Here is a 17,116-nt window from a genome sequence, read left to right as displayed (position 1 = left end):
CGATGGGGCAGGCAGATGCAAGGACAGTCAGCAACCGCGCCACGCGCATATTGGGATAGACCCGCCCAGGCGGGGAAGCAGAAAGGCCCGGGCGCATGAAGCCCCGGCGCATGAGGCGCAGCGGGAAGGCGCGGCTGATCCTGCCGCTGATGCTGCTGCTGAACGCCTGCGTGCCCGCCTCGCATTCCGAGGTGGCGACCCGCGCGGTCATCGCCGACAGCACCCTGCCTCCGATGAAACAGTTCACCCAAGCCCGCCCCGCTCAGCCGCATGTGTCGAATGCCGCGCTGGCGGAGGATTTCCTCGACCTGTCCTTCCGGATGGAAAGTGGCCGCGCCCTGCCCATGCTGACCCGTTTCGAAGGGCCGATCACCCTGCGCGTTCTGGGCCAGCCACCCGCCACGCTGGGGCCGGACCTTGCGCGTCTGCTGGCCCGTCTGCGCCGCGAGGCCGGGATCGAACTGCGTGAGGTCACGGGCGGAGAGGCAAGCATCACCATTCAAGCGGTGAACCGCAGCCAGATCCGGCGTCTGCTGCCGCAGGCAGCCTGTTTCGTGGTGCCAAACGTCAGCACGCTTGAAGAATATCGCCGCACGCGGCGCTCGCCCGCCACCGATTGGACCCGCCTGACCGAACGGCGCAAGCTGGCGATCTTCCTACCCAATGACGTGAGCCCGCAGGAAAGCCGCGACTGCCTGCATGAGGAACTGGCCCAAGCGCTTGGGCCGCTGAACGATCTCTACCGCCTGCCGGATTCGGTGTTTAACGACGACAATGTGCATACGGTGCTGACCGGTTTCGACATGCTGGTGCTGCGCATCTATTATGACCCCGCGCTGCGCTCGGGCATGAACCGCGAGGAGGTGGCCGCCCGTCTACCGGGCATTCTGGCCCGGGTGAACCCCACAGGCGGCACCGTCGCCCCCCGCCCCGCGCGCGCCACGCCGCAGGTCTGGAGCCGCGCGATCCAAACCGCCCTTGGCCGCGATGTGAGCCGCAATGCCCGCCTGAACGCCGCCCGCGACGCGCTGCGCATCGCCCAGACCCAAGGCTGGCAGGACAATCGCCACGCCTTTTCGCATTACGCCATGGGCCGCGTTACCCAGATGACCGACCCGGCCGCCGCGCAGGCCCATTATCTTAATTCGGACGCGCTCTATGCCCACAGCCCAGGCACCACGCTGCACCGCGCCTATGTCGCCACCCAGCGGGCGGGCTATGCGGTGACCATCGGCGATAGCGCAGGCGCGCTGGCCCTGATCGAACCGCATCTGCCCGTGGCCAAAGCCAGCGAAAACGCCGCCCTTCTGGCCACGCTCATGCTGCTCAAAGCCGAAGCGTTGGAGATCGAAGGCCGCGTCATTGAGGCGCGCCGCGTCAGGCTGGACAGCATCGGCTGGGCGCGATACGGCTTTGGCCCTGACTGGGCCGTGCGGGCCAAGCTGCGCGAGATCGCAAGCCTGAACCCGCGCAATGGATAGGCCCGCAAAACAAACGGGCAATAGGTTATGATAGCACTCGGATTGGCATTGATCGGCGCGATTATCGGCGGGCTGACCGCGCGCAAACGCGGCGGCAACCGCAAGGACATCGCGCAATATGCCGCAGGCTATGGCATGGCCTTTCTCATCGTCGGCATGATCGCCACGGTTCTGCTGGACCGCGCATTGAGCGTCTGATGTTTCTGCCCTTCTTCGACCAGCTGCGCCGCCACAATGTTCCAGTGTCCCTGCGAGAGTTTCTGGCCTTTCTCGAAGGCATGAAAGCGGGGCTTGCGACCTATGACGTGGAGGCGTTCTACTACCTCGCCCGCGTGTCGATGGTCAAAGACGAGCGCAACATCGACAAGTTCGACCGCGCTTTCGCCGCCACCTTCAAAGGGTTGGAAAAGATCAGCCTCGACGATGTGCTCGATGCCGTGGACCTGCCCGAAGACTGGCTGCGCAAGATGGCCGAAAAGCATCTCTCACCCGAGGAAAAGGCCGAGATCGAAGCCATGGGCGGTTTCGACAAGTTGATGGAGACGCTGAAAAAGCGGCTGGAGGAGCAAAAGGGCCGGCATCAGGGCGGCTCTAAATGGGTTGGCACGGCGGGCACCTCGCCCTTCGGCGCCTATGGCTACAATCCCGAGGGCGTGCGGATCGGCCAGAAGGAAAGCCGCCACCAACGCGCGGTCAAAGTCTGGGACAAACGTGAGTTTCGCAACCTCGACGACAATGTCGAGATCGGCACCCGCAACATCAAACTGGCGCTGAAGCGCCTGCGCCGTTGGGCGCGCGATGGCGCGGCAGAGGAGTTTGACCTCAACGGCACGATCCGCGCCACGGCGGAACATGGCTATCTCGACGTCAAGACCCGCCCCGAGCGGCGCAATGCGGTGAAAGTGCTGCTGTTTCTCGACATCGGCGGTTCGATGGACCCGCACGTAAAGGTGGTCGAGGAACTGTTCAGCGCCGCGAAGGGCGAGTTCAAACATCTCGAACATTTCTACTTCCACAACTGCCTCTACGAAGGCGTGTGGCGCGACAACCGCCGCCGTTGGGATGCGCAGATCCCCACCCATGAGGTGCTGCGCAGCTATGGGTCTGACTACAAATGCATCTTCGTGGGCGACGCCAGCATGTCACCCTATGAGATCGCCTATCCGGGCGGCGCGAATGAACATTGGAACGCCGAGGCCGGGGCCACATGGCTGGCACGCGCCCGCGACCAATGGCCAAACCACCTGTGGATCAACCCCGTTCCCGAACGGCAATGGGGCTACACCCAATCCATCGCGATGATCCAAGAGATCTTCGGCCCCGAGGCCATGGTGCCCATGACCCTTGAAGGGTTGAGCCGGGGCATCAAGACCATGACACGCTGACCCGTTCCTTGACAGCCTGCTGCGCCGCGCCACTTCAGGGGGCGAAGGCGAGCAATGTGGAAGGAAATAGAATGTCCCCGATCATCAAATCCGGCAGCGCGAAATGGGAAGGCTCGCTTAAAGAGGGCAACGGCCATGTCTCGACCGAAAGCGGCGTGCTCTCCGACCAGCCCTATGGCTTCAACACCCGTTTCGAAGGCAAGGCAGGCACCAACCCCGAAGAGCTGATTGGCGCGGCCCATGCCTCCTGCTTTTCGATGGCCCTGTCGATGATCCTTGGCCAAAGCGACCTGACGCCCGACAGTATCGAGACCAAGGCAGAGGTCCATCTTGAGCAGAAAGACGGCGGCTTTCATGTGCCCAAAGTGCATCTGACGGTTGAGGCCAGCATCCCCGGCGCGAGCCAAAAGGACTTTGACAAGGCGGCGAAAACCGCCAAGGAGAACTGCCCGATTTCCAAGCTGCTGACGGCTGAAATCACGATGGACGCGAAACTCGTCTGATCGCCATACATACCACCGGGGCGCAGGCCATGGCCGCTTGCCCCCGGTCCCCCTGCTCCCCATATTGGGCGCATGATCCGCGTTATCCCCATTCTTCTCGCCATCCTCTATGCGCTGGCGATGTACCGTTTCTCGGCTTGGCGCACGGCGCGGGAGTTGGATGCCAAATCGACGCCGCTGGTCGATCCGAAATTGAACGAGGTCAGCAGCCGCATGGCCCGCGCGCTCGACCTGCCGCGCATCAAGGTGCATCTTTATGAGATCGAACCCGTCAACGGTCTGGCAGCCCCCGATGGGCGGATTTTCATCACCCGCGGCTTTTATAACAAGTTCCGCCAAGGTGCTGTAACGGCCGAGGAATTGGCAAGCGTTATCGCCCATGAGCTGGGCCATGTCGCCCTTGGCCATTTTCGCCGCCGGATGATTGATTTCTCGGGCCAGAACGCCCTGCGCACTGCCCTCGCGATGGTGCTGGGGCGGCTCATCCCCGGCATCGGCGTCTGGATCGCCAGCGGGCTGACCAGCCTGCTCGCCGCGCGGCTGTCGCGTAACGATGAATATGAGGCCGACGCCTATGCCGCCGCCCTGCTCACCAAGGCCGGGATCGGCATTGGGCCGCAAATCTCTCTGTTTGAAAAGCTCGACGCGCTAAGCCAATCCGGTGGCAACCGTCCGCCCGCCTGGCTGCTGAGCCATCCGAAGACGGAAGAGCGGATCGACAAGCTGCGGCAAATGCAGTTGCGGTGGGACCGCTGACCTAGCCGAGCGCTTTTGCCAACCGGGGCAGCCGCGCCTTTTTTAGCAGCGCGCGCATCTCCCACGGCTCCCCTGAAAGCCGCCGCGCCTCTTGCAGAACGGCTTCGGCCACGGGGGCGACCCTCTCTGGCGTCGCCTGCCAGATGCCATGTAGGTAGCTATCGGGATCGGCGCGGCTCAGCCCCTCTTCGGCGAGGATTTGGCGCGGGAAGTCCTTGGCGTTCAGCGTCAGGATCATATCGGCGCTGCTGGCCACGGCAACGGCCAGCACATGGATGTCATTCTCATCCGGCAGCCAGAGCCGCGCTTGCAGACCGGGGGAAGCCTCACGCTCGGCCCCCGGCCATTTGCCGCGCAACAGCGCAATCTCGGCCCGTGCCTGCACTTCTCCCGTGGGCCCAAGCTTGACCGCCGCGCGGGCCCATTCCTCCAAGATACGCGCCGACCAAATCGGCTCGAACGCGCCCCCTGCGGCCACGCCGAGCACCATTTCGCGCATCACCGTCGGGTAAAGCACGCAAGCGTCGATCAGCACGCGGGGGCGCGTTTCCATCACAGGCGGAAAAACAGCGACTTGAGGTAGCCGCTTTCCGCAAGCTGCGGCAATTGCGGGTGGTCCGCCCCGGCAAATCCGGTGTGCAGCAGCATGGCGCGGCGTCCGGCCCGACCGATACCGCGCACAGAGGCGGTGCGGAATTGGTTCAGATCAGCGGCATGGGAGCAGGAGCAGAGCCCCAGAATGCCGTTTTCCGCCACCAGCTGCGCCGAGAGCCGCGCGACACGTTCATAGGCACGCAGCCCGGCGTCGACCGCTTGGCGCGAGGGGGCAAAGGCGGGCGGGTCGCAGATCACCACGTCGAAAGTCTCGCCCTCGTCCCGCAGGGCGGTGAGCACGTCGAAAGCATCGCCTTGGCGGGTGGCAAACCGGTCTTGCATGCCCATCGCGTTGGCCCCGGCCTCGGCCAGTTCCAGCGCGGGGGCGGAGCCGTCCACCGCCAGCGCCGAGGATGCGCCGCCCGCAAGTGCTGCGAGAGAGAAGCCGCCGACGTGGGAGAAGACATCGAGCACCCGCGCACCATTCCGCGAAAGATTCGCGGCAAAGGCGTGGTTTGGGCGTTGGTCATAGAACAGGCCGGTTTTCTGCCCGCCGGTGAGGTCGGCCATATAGGTCGCGCCATTCATCGGCACCGGCAGCGGCCCCTCGGGCGTCTCGCCCGCCAGCGTGGCCGAGGCATCGTCGAGCCCTTCGAGCTTGCGGGTCCGGCCAGAGGCGTTTTTCAGCACGTTGTGCACACCCGTCACCGATTGCAGCGCGGCCACGAGCGGTTCGATCAGCGCGTCGGCCCAGGCGGCATTGGGTTGGATCACGCAGGTATCCCCGAAACGGTCGATGATGACCCCGGGCAGCCCGTCGGCCTCGGCATGGATCAGGCGGTAGTAGGGTTGATCGTAAAGCTGGCTGCGCAGTTGAAGGGCACGATTGAGGTGGGCTTCGAACCATGCTTGATCGACCTGCGCCTCAGGGTCTTGGTCGATCATCCGGGCAATGATCTTGGAATTCGGATTGACCGCGACCAGCCCCATGGGCTTACGCTCGGCATCCTCCAACAGCGCCAGCGTGCCGGGGGCAAGCCCGCGTGTGCGGCGGTCAGTGACCAGTTCATTGGCATAGACCCAAGGAAAGCCGTGGCGGATGGCGCGGGCGTTGGCCTTGGGCAATAGGCGCACCACGGGACGTGTGGCAGGCTGCGGGGCGGAGGGGGTTTGGGGCGTTGTCATAGCGCCCCTCGTACTGCGTTCGCGCGGCTGGGGAAAGAGGTTTCGCAGGCCGCGATCGGCGGTCAGTTGCGCGCCCTGCCTCGCCAACCGCCCCGACGGCGCGGGGTGGTCAGCGTCGTCTGCCCGTCGCGCAGCACTTGGGTCATCGGGTGATCAACGGCGGCGCGGTGCCGTTCCAGCAGTCGGGCGATGGCGGCGGCGCTGTCCTGCCCCTCGGGCAAGCTTAAAGCCCAATCCAGGAAAATGCTGCGGCACTCGGCGGGGCCGATCCCCTCCATGCGGTAGGATTCGCGGATCAGCCCCTTGGGGTCATCGGGATCGCTCATGCCCCCTCCCCCTTCGGCACTGGCAGCGCGGCGTCGATGATCTGTGCGGCGCGGTCGTAGTCGGTCTGCATCTTGCTCTCCAAGGCCGTGAGGTCATCACACTCCAGCACGCGACAGAGAAAACTCGCCCCGGCCTGCCCCATCGCCCCCGCCTCGATCGGATTGGCCGAGAGCAGCCGCGCGGCGCAGTTCAGGGTCCAAGCGTCGGTATAGGCGGCGGAGAGGGTTGCCTCTCCTTCGGTGTCGATCACGCCTTCGTCGCGGGCGGCGGCAAGGCCCGCGTCGATCTCACGCGCGCCGGTGCCGCCGATGAGCGCACCCGCCTGCGCGAAGAGTTCGATATCCTGCAAACGGCCCGCACCGGTCTTGGCGTCGAGCGCGCCTGCGGGGCTGCGGGCGGCGGCAATGCGGCGGCGCATATCGGCCACCTCTCCCAGCACCTTGTCACGCGGGGCGGCACGGCTGAGGATGTCTTTGCACAGCGCGTCGACATCGCGGCCCAGATCCTCTGCCCCCGCGATCACCCGGGCGCGGGTGAGGGCCAGATGCTCCCACACCCATGCCTGTTCTTTCTGATAGCTCTCGAAACTGGCAAGACTGGTTGCCACCGGCCCCTGATTGCCCGAAGGCCGCAGGCGCATGTCGATGTCGTAGAGCTTGCCTTGGGCCATCGGCGCGGTCATCGCAGTGATCATCGCTTGGGTTAGCCGTGCGTAATAACTGCGTGTGGCGAGGGGTTTGGGGCCGCCGGAACTCTCCACCCCGTCGGCGTCATAGATGACCAGCATGTCGAGGTCCGAGGTCGGCGTCAGCCGCCCGGCCCCGAGCGAGCCCATGCCAAGGATCACCGCCCCGCGCCCCGGTGGCGGGCCATGGCGGGTGGCGAATTGATCGACGACCACGGGCCAGAGCGCCTGCAAGACGGCTTGGGCAAGCTCGGCATATTGGCGCCCGGCGGTGGCCGCGTCGATCAGCCCGCGCAGCAGATGCACGCCGATCCGAAAATGCCATTCGCGCGCCCAACGGCGCGTGCCGTCAAGGCGCAATTCATAGTCCGCCTCCCTCGCCAGATGCTGCCTTAGCATCTCGGTCAGCTTGGCCTGCCCCGGCCAGTCCGAGAAGAAATCCCCGCCGATCACCGCGTCGAAGACGCCGGAGTTGCGCGACAGATGCGTGGCAAGCGCGGGCGATGTGGCGACGATATCCACCAAGAGATCGCCCAGTTGCGGATTGGCCCGCAAAAGCGAGAAGAGCTGCACCCCGGCGGGCAACCCGGCGAGAAATCCGTCAAAGGCCCAAAGCCCCTCATCCGGTTTCGCCGATTGCGCCAGACGGTCGAGCAGCAGTGGCTTCAACCGCCCGAAGATATCCGCCCCTCGTTCCGAGCGCAGTGCGGGATAGCTGGGCCAGCGGTCCAGCACCGACGTGTCGAATTGATGCGCCGGGCGGGCGGCTTCGGGCTCTTCCCTCGTGGCGGCGAAAAAGCTTTCGATCAGGTCGTGCACGGCCTGCAGGCGTTCATGAAGATCGGCGCGTAAGTCTTTGACATCCATATCCATCATGGCCGCCAGCCGGTCGAAATCAGCGTCATTGCGGGGCAGCGTGTGGGTCTGGGCGTCTTGCACCATCTGCAACCGGTGCTCGACCGTGCGATGCGCGCGGTAGTGGTTGCCGAGCGTCTCGGCCACCTCCGCGGGCACCCAACCCTTCTCGGCCAGCACCTGCAAACCTGCCAGCGTCCCCCGGGGCCGCAGGTCCGCATCCCGGCCCCCGGCGATGAGCTGCCGGGTCTGGGTGAAAAACTCGATCTCGCGGATGCCGCCCCGGCCCAGTTTCATGTCATGGCCCGGCAGGGTGATCGGGCCACCCAAGCCCTTGTGCTCCCGGATTGCCAGCCGCATGTCATGGGCGTCTTGGATCGCGGCGAAATCCAGATGGCGGCGCCAGACGAAAGGGCGCAACGCTTGCAAAAACGCCTCGCCTGCCGCGATGTCACCCACTGCCGGACGGGCCTTGATATAGGCCGCGCGCTCCCACGTACGGCCAAGGCTTTCGTAGTAGCGCTCGGCTGCCTCCATCGCGATGCAGACGGGGGTGACCGCCGGGTCGGGGCGCAGGCGCAGGTCCGTGCGGAAGACATAGCCTTGGGCGGTGTTCTCGCTCAGCGTGGCAGACATGGCACGCGTGGCTTTGACGAAGGCGCTGCGGGCGGCGTGGAAATCATCGGGCGCGAAACGGCTTTCGTCGAAAAGGCAGATGAGGTCGATGTCGGAGGAATAGTTCAGCTCCCCCGCGCCCATCTTGCCCATGGCAAAGACGACCATGCCCGCGCAATCGGAAAGATCATCCATCGTCATGCCCGGCAGCTTGCCGCGTTTGATCTGTGCCGCGAGCCCCGCGCGCAGGGCCGCGCCGCAGGCGGCATCGGCGTATTCGGTCAGCGCCCCGGTCACCTCTTCCAGCGACCATGCCCCACCCAGATCGGCCAGCGCGGTCAGCAGCGCCATACGCCGCTTGCCCTGCCGCAGCCCATCGGCAAGCCGGTCGGGGGCCAGTTCCGCCGCTGCCGCGCAATTATCGGCCAGAGCGGTTTCGGGATTGGCCACCGCCGCGCTCAGCCAGCCCGCCTCTTTCTCCAAAAGCGCCATCAGATAGGGCGCGGTCGAGGCCGCAGCCGAGATCATTTCGCGCAACTCCGGCGCGAGATCGGGCAGCAGCGCCGCCGCATCCTGCGCGCGTTCGCGGTGATAGACACGGGGGGAGCGGGTGATCCGGGCAGCGAGAGATAGGTCTGTCATGAGGCCAGCTTTGCGGGCTGATCCAAGCGGCGTCAATGGGGGTTGCGGCAGGGTGCGGGCTTGCTACGACTTTGCCGTCTAGCAAAGGAAAGAAGATGAGCAAAAGTTTGAAACGCGTGCGCGCCACGCTGGAGGCCGCAGGGGTGACACCGGAAATCCGCGAGACGGCTTTGGCGCGGACGGCGGTGGATGCGGCCACGGCGCTTGATTGCGCGGTCGACCAAATCGCGAAATCCATCGTTCTGCGCGGCGAAGACAGCGGGGCGGCGCTGCTTTTCATTACCGCAGGCGCACAGCAGGTCGATCTCGAACGGGCCGCGGCGCTGGCGGGGGAGTCTTTGGGCAAGGCCGATGCCGCGCTGATCCGGGCGCAAACGGGCTTTGCCATCGGCGGCGTCGCGCCTCTAGGGCATATCACGCCGCCGCGCGCATGGTTTGACCGAAACCTCCTGCGGTTCCCGCTGGTCTGGGCCGCCGCGGGCACGCCGCATCACGTTTTCTGCCTCGAATCGCAGAGAATGGCGCAGCTTTCGGGTGCGCAAGTCGCGGATTTCACTGTCGCTTCCTAAATAATGTAAAAAACATTCACATAGCCCCTTGCGAAACGGCATCGGCGTTCCGATCTATTCAATGTGAAAGACATTCACATTATCCGAAACGCCCGGGCCGGCGACAGGCCCGTCACGACCGAAAGGCTCAACAATGACGACAGTGACCACCGACCCGACCTATTCCCCCCGGCCCAGTTGGCTGGCCCGGACGGAAGCTTGGATGGACGCACGCGGCAAAGGCGCATGGATCGCCGCCATGGTGCTCGGCTTCATCTTCTTCTGGCCCCTCGGCCTCGCCCTTCTTGCCTATATGACTTGGAGCAAACGCATGTTCTCTTCGAAATCCTGCAGCCGCAAATCCAGCCGCGCGATGATGTCGCGCAGCACCGGCAACCGCGCCTTTGATGCCTATAAGGCCGACACGCTGCGCCGTTTGGAGGAAGAGCAGCACAATTTCGAAGCCTTCCTTGAGCGTCTGCGCGAGGCCAAGGACAAGGCCGAGTTCGACCAGTTCATGGACGAACGCGCCAAGCAGGACGAGACGGCCACGAACGCCTGATCCGACCCTGACCCCCGCCCCCCGGGCATTGCGCCCGGGGGGCCTTTCGCAGGACAAGATATGAACCAGACCCCCGACCCCGATCTACACCCGCAATTCTATGACGGCATCGCTGGCAAACGGCTGCTGGCTTGGGTCATCGACGTGACCCTTGTCCTGCTCTTTTGCGTGCTGATCCTGCCGTTCACGGCCTTTACGGGGCTGTTCTTTTTCCCCTTTCTGACGCTGGTGGTGGGCTTTGCCTACCGGGTGGCCACGCTGACCAGCGGCTCGGCCACATGGGGGATGCGCCTGATGGCGATGGAGCTGCGCGACCACCGCGACCGGCCCTTCGATTTCATAACCGCGCTTTTGCATACCACTGGCTATTCGCTGTCGATGACGGTCACCATCATTCAGGTCGTCTCGGCCGTTCTCATCTGTACCACGGCCCGCCGTCAAAGCCTTACGGACATGACGCTTGGCACCGTGCCGGTGAACCGGCGCCTCAGCCGCTAGGGACGCAGGCAAATTTGCCCTTGGCGGAGCGGGGGGTGGTTGATAGCATCCCTCGATAAATGTTGGAAGCCCATGCGACATACACTGCCTTTGACACCGCAATTCTATGTCACAGCGCCGCAACCCTGCCCCTATCTGGAGGGCCGGATGGAGCGCAAGCTGTTCACCGCCCTTCAGGGCGATAATGCCGCGCGCCTGAATGACAGCCTGTCGAGCCAAGGCTTCCGCCGCTCGCAAAATGTTCTCTACCGCCCGTCTTGCGCCGATTGCGCCGCTTGCCTTTCGGCGCGGATCGACGTGGCGGCCTTTCGCCCCAGCAAAAGCCAGCGCCGCATCCTGAAGCGCAACGCGGGACTTGAGCGCCGCGCGACATCGCCTTGGGCCACGGAAGAGCAATATGATCTCTTCCGAAGCTACCTTGATAGCCGCCACGCGGATGGGGGCATGGCGGATATGGATGTGTTCGAATTCGCTGCCATGATCGAGGAAACGCCGATCCGCAGCCGGGTGATCGAGTATACCGACCCCGAGGCCGACAATGCGCTTATCGGTGTCTGTCTGACCGATGTGCTGGGCGACGGGGTGAGCATGGTCTATTCCTTCTACACCCCCGACCGGCCCCGCAACGGGCTGGGCAATTATATCATCCTCGACCATATCGAAATCGCCCGCGCGGCGGGGCTGCCTTATGTCTATCTGGGCTATTGGGTGCCCGGCAGCCAAAAGATGGGCTATAAGGCCAAATTCTCAGGCCTTGAGGTCTATATGGGCGGCCAATGGCAAACGTTGCGCGATCCTGAAGGTTTCGTGCCCGACCAGCATCCGCTCAGCAACGATCCTATTGCCGAACAGGTCGCCAATATTACCCTGCCGGATGTCAGCCCGCGCTGAGCAGACCTATTGATTTTACCACGATCACCGGGCGGCCCCTTGGGCTGCTCGCTTTATTTTGCGCGATGCCGCGTTTGAGATGCAGGAAAATACGCCGAGAGAGGCAAATCTTTCCAAAAATAACGCAAAACAGGATCACGGCGAAATAAACCTGAAATTAATCCCGACCGATGCACAAGTTTTTCGCCTTTTCGCTGTTGACGCCCCTCTTTCCCGCTCATAATCTCACGCCACGCTTAAAGGACCCTGAAGATGACCAACCTAGTCATTATTGTAAGACACACGCGCATGGGCCGGTAACGGTAGACCATAATCCTTCCCATGCGCCCCCGTCAGACCGGGGGTTTTTTTATGCCAATCGCAATAACCTGCCTTACGGAGCACCCAAGATGAAACGCCAGATGACCGGAGCGAAAATGATCGTCCAAGCCCTGATTGACCAGGGTGTGGACACCGTCTTTGGATATCCCGGTGGCGCGGTGCTACCGATTTACGACGAGGTCTTTCAGCAGAATGCGATCAAACATGTTCTGGTGCGCCATGAGCAAGGGGCGGTGCACGCCGCCGAAGGCTATGCGCGCTCCACCGGGAAACCGGGCGTTGTGCTGGTCACCTCCGGCCCCGGTGCCACGAATGCGGTCACGGGCCTTACGGATGCGCTGCTCGATTCCATTCCGCTTGTGGTCCTGACCGGTCAGGTGCCGACCTTCATGATCGGCTCTGACGCCTTTCAAGAGGCCGACACCGTGGGCATCACCCGCCCCTGCACCAAGCACAATTGGCTGGTGAAAGAGACGGACACCCTTGGCGCCACCCTGCATGAGGCCTTCCACGTCGCCACCCATGGCCGCCCCGGCCCGGTGCTGATCGACATCCCGAAGGACGTGCAATTCGCCACCGGGCATTACGAGTCCCCCAAACCCTCGACCTCGCGCTATCAGCCGCAGGTCAAGGGCGACATGGCCGAAATCACCGAACTGGTGGCGGCGATGGAGACGGCGAAGCGGCCGATCTTCTACACCGGCGGCGGGGTCATCAACTCCGGCCCGGCGGCGAGCCAGTTGCTGCGCGAATTGGTTGATGCCACCGGCTTTCCCATCACCTCCACGCTGATGGGCCTCGGCGCCTACCCGGCGTCGGGTGACAAATGGCTTGGGATGCTCGGGATGCACGGGCTTTACGAGGCCAATATGGCAATGCATGACTGTGATCTGATGATTAACATCGGCGCGCGGTTCGATGACCGGATCACCGGCGTGATCGACAGTTTCAGCCCGAAGTCCACCAAGGCGCATATCGACATCGACCCCTCGTCGATCAACAAGGTGATCCGCATCGACATCCCCATCGTCGGCGACGTGGCCCATGTGCTCGAAGACCTGTTGAAGGTCTGGAAATCGCGTGGCCGCAAAACCAATAGCGAGGCGGTGGCGAAATGGTGGCAGCGGATCGAAGAATGGCGCAGCATCGACTGCCTCAAGTTCAACCAATCCGGCAAGGTGATCAAACCGCAGCACGCGCTGTCGCGTCTCGAAGCGCTGACCAAGGATCACGACCGCTATATCACCACCGAAGTGGGCCAACACCAGATGTGGGCTGCGCAATACCTCGGCTTTGAGGAACCGAACCGCTGGATGACCTCGGGCGGCCTCGGCACCATGGGCTATGGTTTCCCCGCCTCCATCGGCGTGCAGATGGCCCACCCCGAGGCACTGGTGATCAACGTGGCGGGTGAAGCCTCGTGGCTGATGAACATGCAAGAAATGGGCACGGCGATGCAATTCGGCCTGCCGGTGAAGCAGTTCATCCTCAACAACGAACGCCTTGGCATGGTGCGCCAGTGGCAGGAACTGCTGCATGGCGAGCGCTATTCGCAAAGCTGGTCCGAAGCCCTGCCCGATTTCGTCAAACTGGCCGAAGCCTTTGGCGCCAAGGGGATCATCTGCTCGGACCCCGATGACCTTGATGATGCGATCATGGAGATGATCAACCACGACGGGCCTGTGATCTTTGACTGTCTGGTGGAGAAGCATGAGAACTGCTTCCCCATGATCCCAAGCGGCAAGGCGCATAACGAAATGCTGTTGCCGGGTGATCATGAGACCCAAGGTGTGATCGACGCAAAAGGCTCGGTGTTGGTGTAACCCGTTTTCTTTAAAAGAAAACGTCCCGGAAATTTGTGGAATTTCCGGCGAAGATGAAGAAGGACGAAGACATGGCTGCCCTAAAAATCAAAAAAGGTGCGACCTCGCATTCCGCCTATAACCTACGGCCCAACTTCTCGGATGTGGTTGAAAAACACACGCTGGCCGTGCTGGTCGAGAACGAGCCCGGCGCGCTGGCGCGGGTGATCGGCCTGTTCTCGGGCCGGGGCTATAACATCGACAGTCTGACCGTGGCCGAGGTGGACCATACCGGGCATCTGTCGCGTATCACCATTGTCACCAGCGGCACCCCGCAGGTGATCGAGCAGATCAAGGCGCAGGTCGGTCGCATCGTGCCGGTGCATGAGGTGCATGACCTCACCGTCGAAGGGCCAAGCGTGGAGCGGGAACTGGCGATTTTCAAAGTCGTCGGCAAGGGCGAGCATCGGGTCGAAGCGCTGCGGCTGGCGGATATCTTCCGCGCCAATGTGGTCGACAGCACGCTCGAAAGCTTTGTTTTCGAGATCACCGGCGCGCCCGACAAGATCGACGCTTTCGCCGAGTTGATGCGCCCGCTGGGCTTGGCCGATGTCGCCCGCACGGGCGTGGCCGCCCTCGCCCGTGGTGTCTGACAGGCGGGGCGTTTAGGCTTTCAGCTGGGCCGCGCGAAATGGGCGCGGTCCGGGCTTGGCGGTAAAGGGGATGATCTGAGCGCCTTGCTGCCGCTTTCCCTCTGGCTGCGGCTCTGCCGCCACGGGGTTATCCTGACGCAGCGCGTCAGGCAAATACGAGGCCGCCTTCTCTTGCACCAGACGGGGGTTGTCCGCGATACGCAGCTTGCGATGCACTGAGACGTCGAACTGCACCATATCGCCCGTGTCAAACCCCGCCCCCTGCCCGACACGGATCGCGGGCTCTTCGTAATAGGCAAGATCGCCTTGATCTTCGCACCAGAAAACCGCTTTTCCGGCGCTATTATCGCTCCACAGAACTACACCAATCATAGTACACCCCGCTTTCGATGTTTGTTCTCCATTCTACGACAATCGAAAGAGGTGAAACATAGGTTAGAATGCAACGTCCGCTTGCATTTTGTGTCGGTTCCAGTAGGGTCAGCTACAATACGGCGTCAGCTTTGACGCGCCTTCGCGTCAGTCTGTTAACCATCTGGCCCTAGCGGCTTTTATTCCAAGGTCGCGACCCATTCAGAACGAGGCTGCATGTCCGCTCCCAACCGCTCTCCCTCTGAACTTCGTAGCATGTTCGGCGCCAATCTGCGCCAGTTGGCAGCGGATTACCCCTCGGTTTCGGACCTTGCCCGGCAGCTTGGCATCAATCGCACGCAATTCAACCGCTACCTTTCGGGCGAAAGCTTCCCCCGGCCAGACGTGCTGGCCCGGATCTGCCGCTTTTTCGAGATCGACGCGCGGGTGCTGCTGGAGCCTGTGTCCGAGATTTCCCTGAACCAAGATCCGATCAACAACAGCTTCTTGCGCGACTTTCTGGGCACCGGGGTTCAGAACGTGCCCGAGGCGGATTTCCCGAGCGGCTTTTACCGTTTTGCGCGCCGGTCGTTTCTGGATCAGGACAGGTTCGTAACCGGGCTCGTCCACGTCAGCCGCCACAATAGCAGCACCTTCCTGCGCGGATATGAAAGCGCGCGATCGCTGCGCGAACAGGGGTTGCCCACCAGCCCCGGCGCGCGGGAATACCGGGGTCTTGTCACGCAGCAAGAGAACGGCGTTTCCATCGTCGTATCCCGGCGCCGGACGCTGACGGGATCGTTCAACTACCTCAACCGCGTCGCCTCATTCGAGAACAACTTTTGGGTCGGCTATGTCACCCGCACCGCGCCGGAAAGCGCGGCGAACGCGCGGGTGACGCGGCTGACCTATGAATTTATGGGTCGCGATCCGAAAACGGTGCTGCCCGCGGCGCGGCAGGCGGGGTTTATCGACATCGACGCGCTGATGCCCTACCACCGCCGCCTGCTTCAGCCCGATGCGCCCTTTAACTGAGCCCCGCTAAAGCCGGGGCGGCTGCGCCTGCGGATAGCCCGTCGCCTCATGCCAACCTTGGGCCAATTGCAACAGACGCGCATCACTGCCGCGCTTGCCGATCAGTTGCAGCCCCAATGGCAGGCCGCGCGCGTCGAAACCTGCGGGGATATTGACCACCGGCAGGCCGATCAGGCTGGCCGGGACCACCACCTGCATCCAACGGTGATAGGTATCCATCGGCTGGCCGTCGATCTCAGTCGGGTGCACCTGTTCAACCGCAAAGGGCCAGACCTGCGCCGAAGGCAGCACCAGCACATCGACCTCCTCGAACAGAGCCTCCGCCGCGCGGAACCAATCGGAGCGGATGCTACTGGCGCGCTGGATATCGGTGGCCGAGAACCCCTGCCCCCGCGCGACCTCCCACTGCGCGGCAGGTTTCAGCCCCTCGCGCCGGGCGGGGTCGTCATAGATCGCCCCGAGAGACGCCGCCACGGCAAAGGACCGCAGGGTGATCCAGCTTTCCCACATGGCCTCCGCCTCGAAGGGGGCCGCCAAAGGCGTGACCCTATGGCCGAGGTCGGCCAAGCGCTTCAGCGCCGCTTCGCTATGGTCCATGATCCCCGGCGCACAGGGGAAGGCACCGCCCCAGTCGCCCAGCCAGCCGATCCGCTGAGGGGCCAGTGCCGCGTCGATCAGCGGTGTTGCATCGGGGGTGGCGCGGGTCAGCGGTTCGCGCGGGTCGTGGCCTGTCATCACGTCCAACAGGGCGGCAAGGTCGCGCGGGCTGCGCGCCATCGGCCCCAGGGTCGAAAGCTGGTGCAGAAACAGGTCGCCGTCATTGCCCGAAGGCACCGTGCCCCAGCTGGGCCGCATGCCGTAGACATTGTTCCACCCCGCCGGATTGCGCAGGGAGCCCATCATGTCGGAGCCATCGGCCACGGCCACCATCCGCGCCGCCAGCGCCGCCGCCGCCCCGCCAGAGGAGCCGCCCGCCGAGCGGCCAAGGTCATAGGGGTTGCAGGTCGCCCCATGCACCGGGTTGAAGGTGTGGCTGCCAAGGCCAAATTCCGGGGTGTTGGTCTTGCCGATCACGATGGCGCCCGCGGCACGAAGCAGGGCCACCGCCGGGTGATCCTGCGTGGCCGGCGCCGCGCCGAACAGCGGCGAGCCCTGCGAGGTGGGCAGCCCTTCCGCATCCGCCAAATCCTTGATCGCCATGGGAATGCCGTGCAGCCAGCCCTCGCGTGGGCCCGCATCGGCGGCCTGAGCCTCGGCCAGCAAGGCATCGCGGTCGCGGAGGGAGACGACGGCGTTCACCTTGCCGTTCACCGCCTCGATCCGGGCCAAGGTGGCCTGCATCAACTCGACCGCGGATATCTTTCGCGCGGCCAGCGCCTCGGCCAACTCCGTGGCGTCCCAATTCAGCAATTCCATCATGTCCCCCC

At 63.7% G+C, this 17,116-nt stretch carries 18 protein-coding genes; 12 read left to right on the top strand and 6 right to left on the bottom strand.

The annotated features are described in order from the left end of the window. Window positions 1–110 precede the first annotated feature (110 nt). From ACGYK7_RS13380 to ACGYK7_RS13360, 5 genes are all read left to right on the top strand, one after another. Complete coding sequence (locus ACGYK7_RS13380) at window positions 111–1,481, top strand: DUF2927 domain-containing protein (RefSeq protein WP_394402841.1); 1,371 nt, start codon at window positions 111–113, stop codon at window positions 1,479–1,481. 42 nt (window positions 1,482–1,523) lie between these two features. Next, window positions 1,524–1,679: an apolipoprotein acyltransferase gene (locus ACGYK7_RS13375; protein ID WP_394402839.1), complete on the top strand. Its 156-nt coding sequence runs from the start codon at window positions 1,524–1,526 to the stop codon at window positions 1,677–1,679. Beyond that, complete coding sequence (locus ACGYK7_RS13370) at window positions 1,679–2,866, top strand: VWA domain-containing protein (RefSeq protein WP_394402838.1); 1,188 nt, start codon at window positions 1,679–1,681, stop codon at window positions 2,864–2,866. The genes ACGYK7_RS13375 and ACGYK7_RS13370 overlap by 1 nt, the downstream gene beginning before the upstream one ends. A 71-nt stretch (window positions 2,867–2,937) precedes the next feature. Beyond that, on the top strand, window positions 2,938–3,369 hold the full coding sequence (locus ACGYK7_RS13365) for an OsmC family protein (protein WP_394402837.1): 432 nt from the start codon (window positions 2,938–2,940) through the stop codon (window positions 3,367–3,369). A gap of 72 nt (window positions 3,370–3,441) precedes the next feature. Then, complete coding sequence (locus ACGYK7_RS13360) at window positions 3,442–4,125, top strand: M48 family metalloprotease (protein ID WP_394402835.1); 684 nt, start codon at window positions 3,442–3,444, stop codon at window positions 4,123–4,125. 1 nt (window position 4,126) lies between these two features. Here the strand turns inward: ACGYK7_RS13360 and ACGYK7_RS13355 are convergent, their stop codons facing one another. The 4 genes from ACGYK7_RS13355 to ACGYK7_RS13340 form a co-directional block, all read right to left on the bottom strand. Next, window positions 4,127–4,678 (bottom strand): RSP_2648 family PIN domain-containing protein, encoded by a 552-nt coding sequence (locus ACGYK7_RS13355; RefSeq protein ID WP_394402833.1) that lies wholly within the window; start codon window positions 4,676–4,678, stop codon window positions 4,127–4,129. After that, window positions 4,678–5,904: an RSP_2647 family RNA methyltransferase gene (locus ACGYK7_RS13350; protein WP_394402831.1), complete on the bottom strand. Its 1,227-nt coding sequence runs from the start codon at window positions 5,902–5,904 to the stop codon at window positions 4,678–4,680. The genes ACGYK7_RS13355 and ACGYK7_RS13350 overlap by 1 nt, the downstream gene beginning before the upstream one ends. Window positions 5,905–5,966: 62 nt before the next feature. Further along, a complete protein-coding gene (locus ACGYK7_RS13345; protein WP_394402829.1) occupies window positions 5,967–6,230 on the bottom strand; it encodes a hypothetical protein in 264 nt (87 codons plus the stop codon). Further along, window positions 6,227–9,028 carry a glutamine-synthetase adenylyltransferase gene (locus ACGYK7_RS13340; RefSeq protein ID WP_394402827.1) on the bottom strand — a complete coding sequence of 934 codons (2,802 nt, stop codon included), beginning with the start codon at window positions 9,026–9,028 and terminating at the stop codon, window positions 6,227–6,229. The genes ACGYK7_RS13345 and ACGYK7_RS13340 overlap by 4 nt, the downstream gene beginning before the upstream one ends. 95 nt (window positions 9,029–9,123) lie before the next feature. On the opposite strand from ACGYK7_RS13340, the gene ACGYK7_RS13335 reads away from it, so the two are divergent. From ACGYK7_RS13335 to ilvN, 6 genes are all read left to right on the top strand, one after another. Beyond that, window positions 9,124–9,597, top strand: a complete 474-nt coding sequence (locus tag ACGYK7_RS13335; protein ID WP_394402826.1) for a YbaK/EbsC family protein — start codon at window positions 9,124–9,126, stop codon at window positions 9,595–9,597. A 133-nt stretch (window positions 9,598–9,730) separates the two neighbouring features. Beyond that, complete coding sequence (locus ACGYK7_RS13330; RefSeq protein ID WP_394402824.1) at window positions 9,731–10,138, top strand: DUF2852 domain-containing protein; 408 nt, start codon at window positions 9,731–9,733, stop codon at window positions 10,136–10,138. A gap of 60 nt (window positions 10,139–10,198) precedes the next feature. Beyond that, a complete protein-coding gene (locus tag ACGYK7_RS13325) occupies window positions 10,199–10,636 on the top strand; it encodes an RDD family protein (protein ID WP_394402822.1) in 438 nt (145 codons plus the stop codon). 72 nt (window positions 10,637–10,708) lie between these two features. Beyond that, complete coding sequence (locus ACGYK7_RS13320; protein WP_394402820.1) at window positions 10,709–11,527, top strand: arginyltransferase; 819 nt, start codon at window positions 10,709–10,711, stop codon at window positions 11,525–11,527. Between the two features lie 389 nt (window positions 11,528–11,916). Beyond that, entirely contained in the window at window positions 11,917–13,671 is a 1,755-nt protein-coding gene (locus tag ACGYK7_RS13315; protein WP_394402819.1) for an acetolactate synthase 3 large subunit, read from the top strand. A gap of 71 nt (window positions 13,672–13,742) precedes the next feature. After that, window positions 13,743–14,303: an acetolactate synthase small subunit gene (gene ilvN, locus ACGYK7_RS13310; protein ID WP_067268661.1), complete on the top strand. Its 561-nt coding sequence runs from the start codon at window positions 13,743–13,745 to the stop codon at window positions 14,301–14,303. 12 nt (window positions 14,304–14,315) lie between these two features. On the opposite strand, the gene ACGYK7_RS13305 is transcribed toward ilvN, so the two are convergent. After that, window positions 14,316–14,675 carry a hypothetical protein gene (locus ACGYK7_RS13305; protein WP_394402816.1) on the bottom strand — a complete coding sequence of 120 codons (360 nt, stop codon included), beginning with the start codon at window positions 14,673–14,675 and terminating at the stop codon, window positions 14,316–14,318. Window positions 14,676–14,930: 255 nt separating this feature from the next. Here ACGYK7_RS13305 and ACGYK7_RS13300 point away from each other — a divergent pair, with 255 nt between their 5' ends. Then, complete coding sequence (locus ACGYK7_RS13300) at window positions 14,931–15,689, top strand: helix-turn-helix domain-containing protein (RefSeq protein WP_394402814.1); 759 nt, start codon at window positions 14,931–14,933, stop codon at window positions 15,687–15,689. Window positions 15,690–15,695: 6 nt separating this feature from the next. Here ACGYK7_RS13300 and ACGYK7_RS13295 read toward each other — a convergent pair whose 3' ends face one another. Continuing rightward, the gene (locus ACGYK7_RS13295) at window positions 15,696–17,105 is read right to left on the bottom strand and encodes an amidase (RefSeq protein WP_394402812.1); all 1,410 of its coding nucleotides are present in this window, start codon (window positions 17,103–17,105) and stop codon (window positions 15,696–15,698) included. Window positions 17,106–17,116 lie beyond the last annotated feature (11 nt).

It is taken from the genome of Sulfitobacter sp. 1A15299, assembly GCF_043556915.1.
Taxonomy (GTDB): domain Bacteria; phylum Pseudomonadota; class Alphaproteobacteria; order Rhodobacterales; family Rhodobacteraceae; genus Sulfitobacter.
This window is presented reverse-complemented; position numbering and strand designations above follow the sequence as displayed.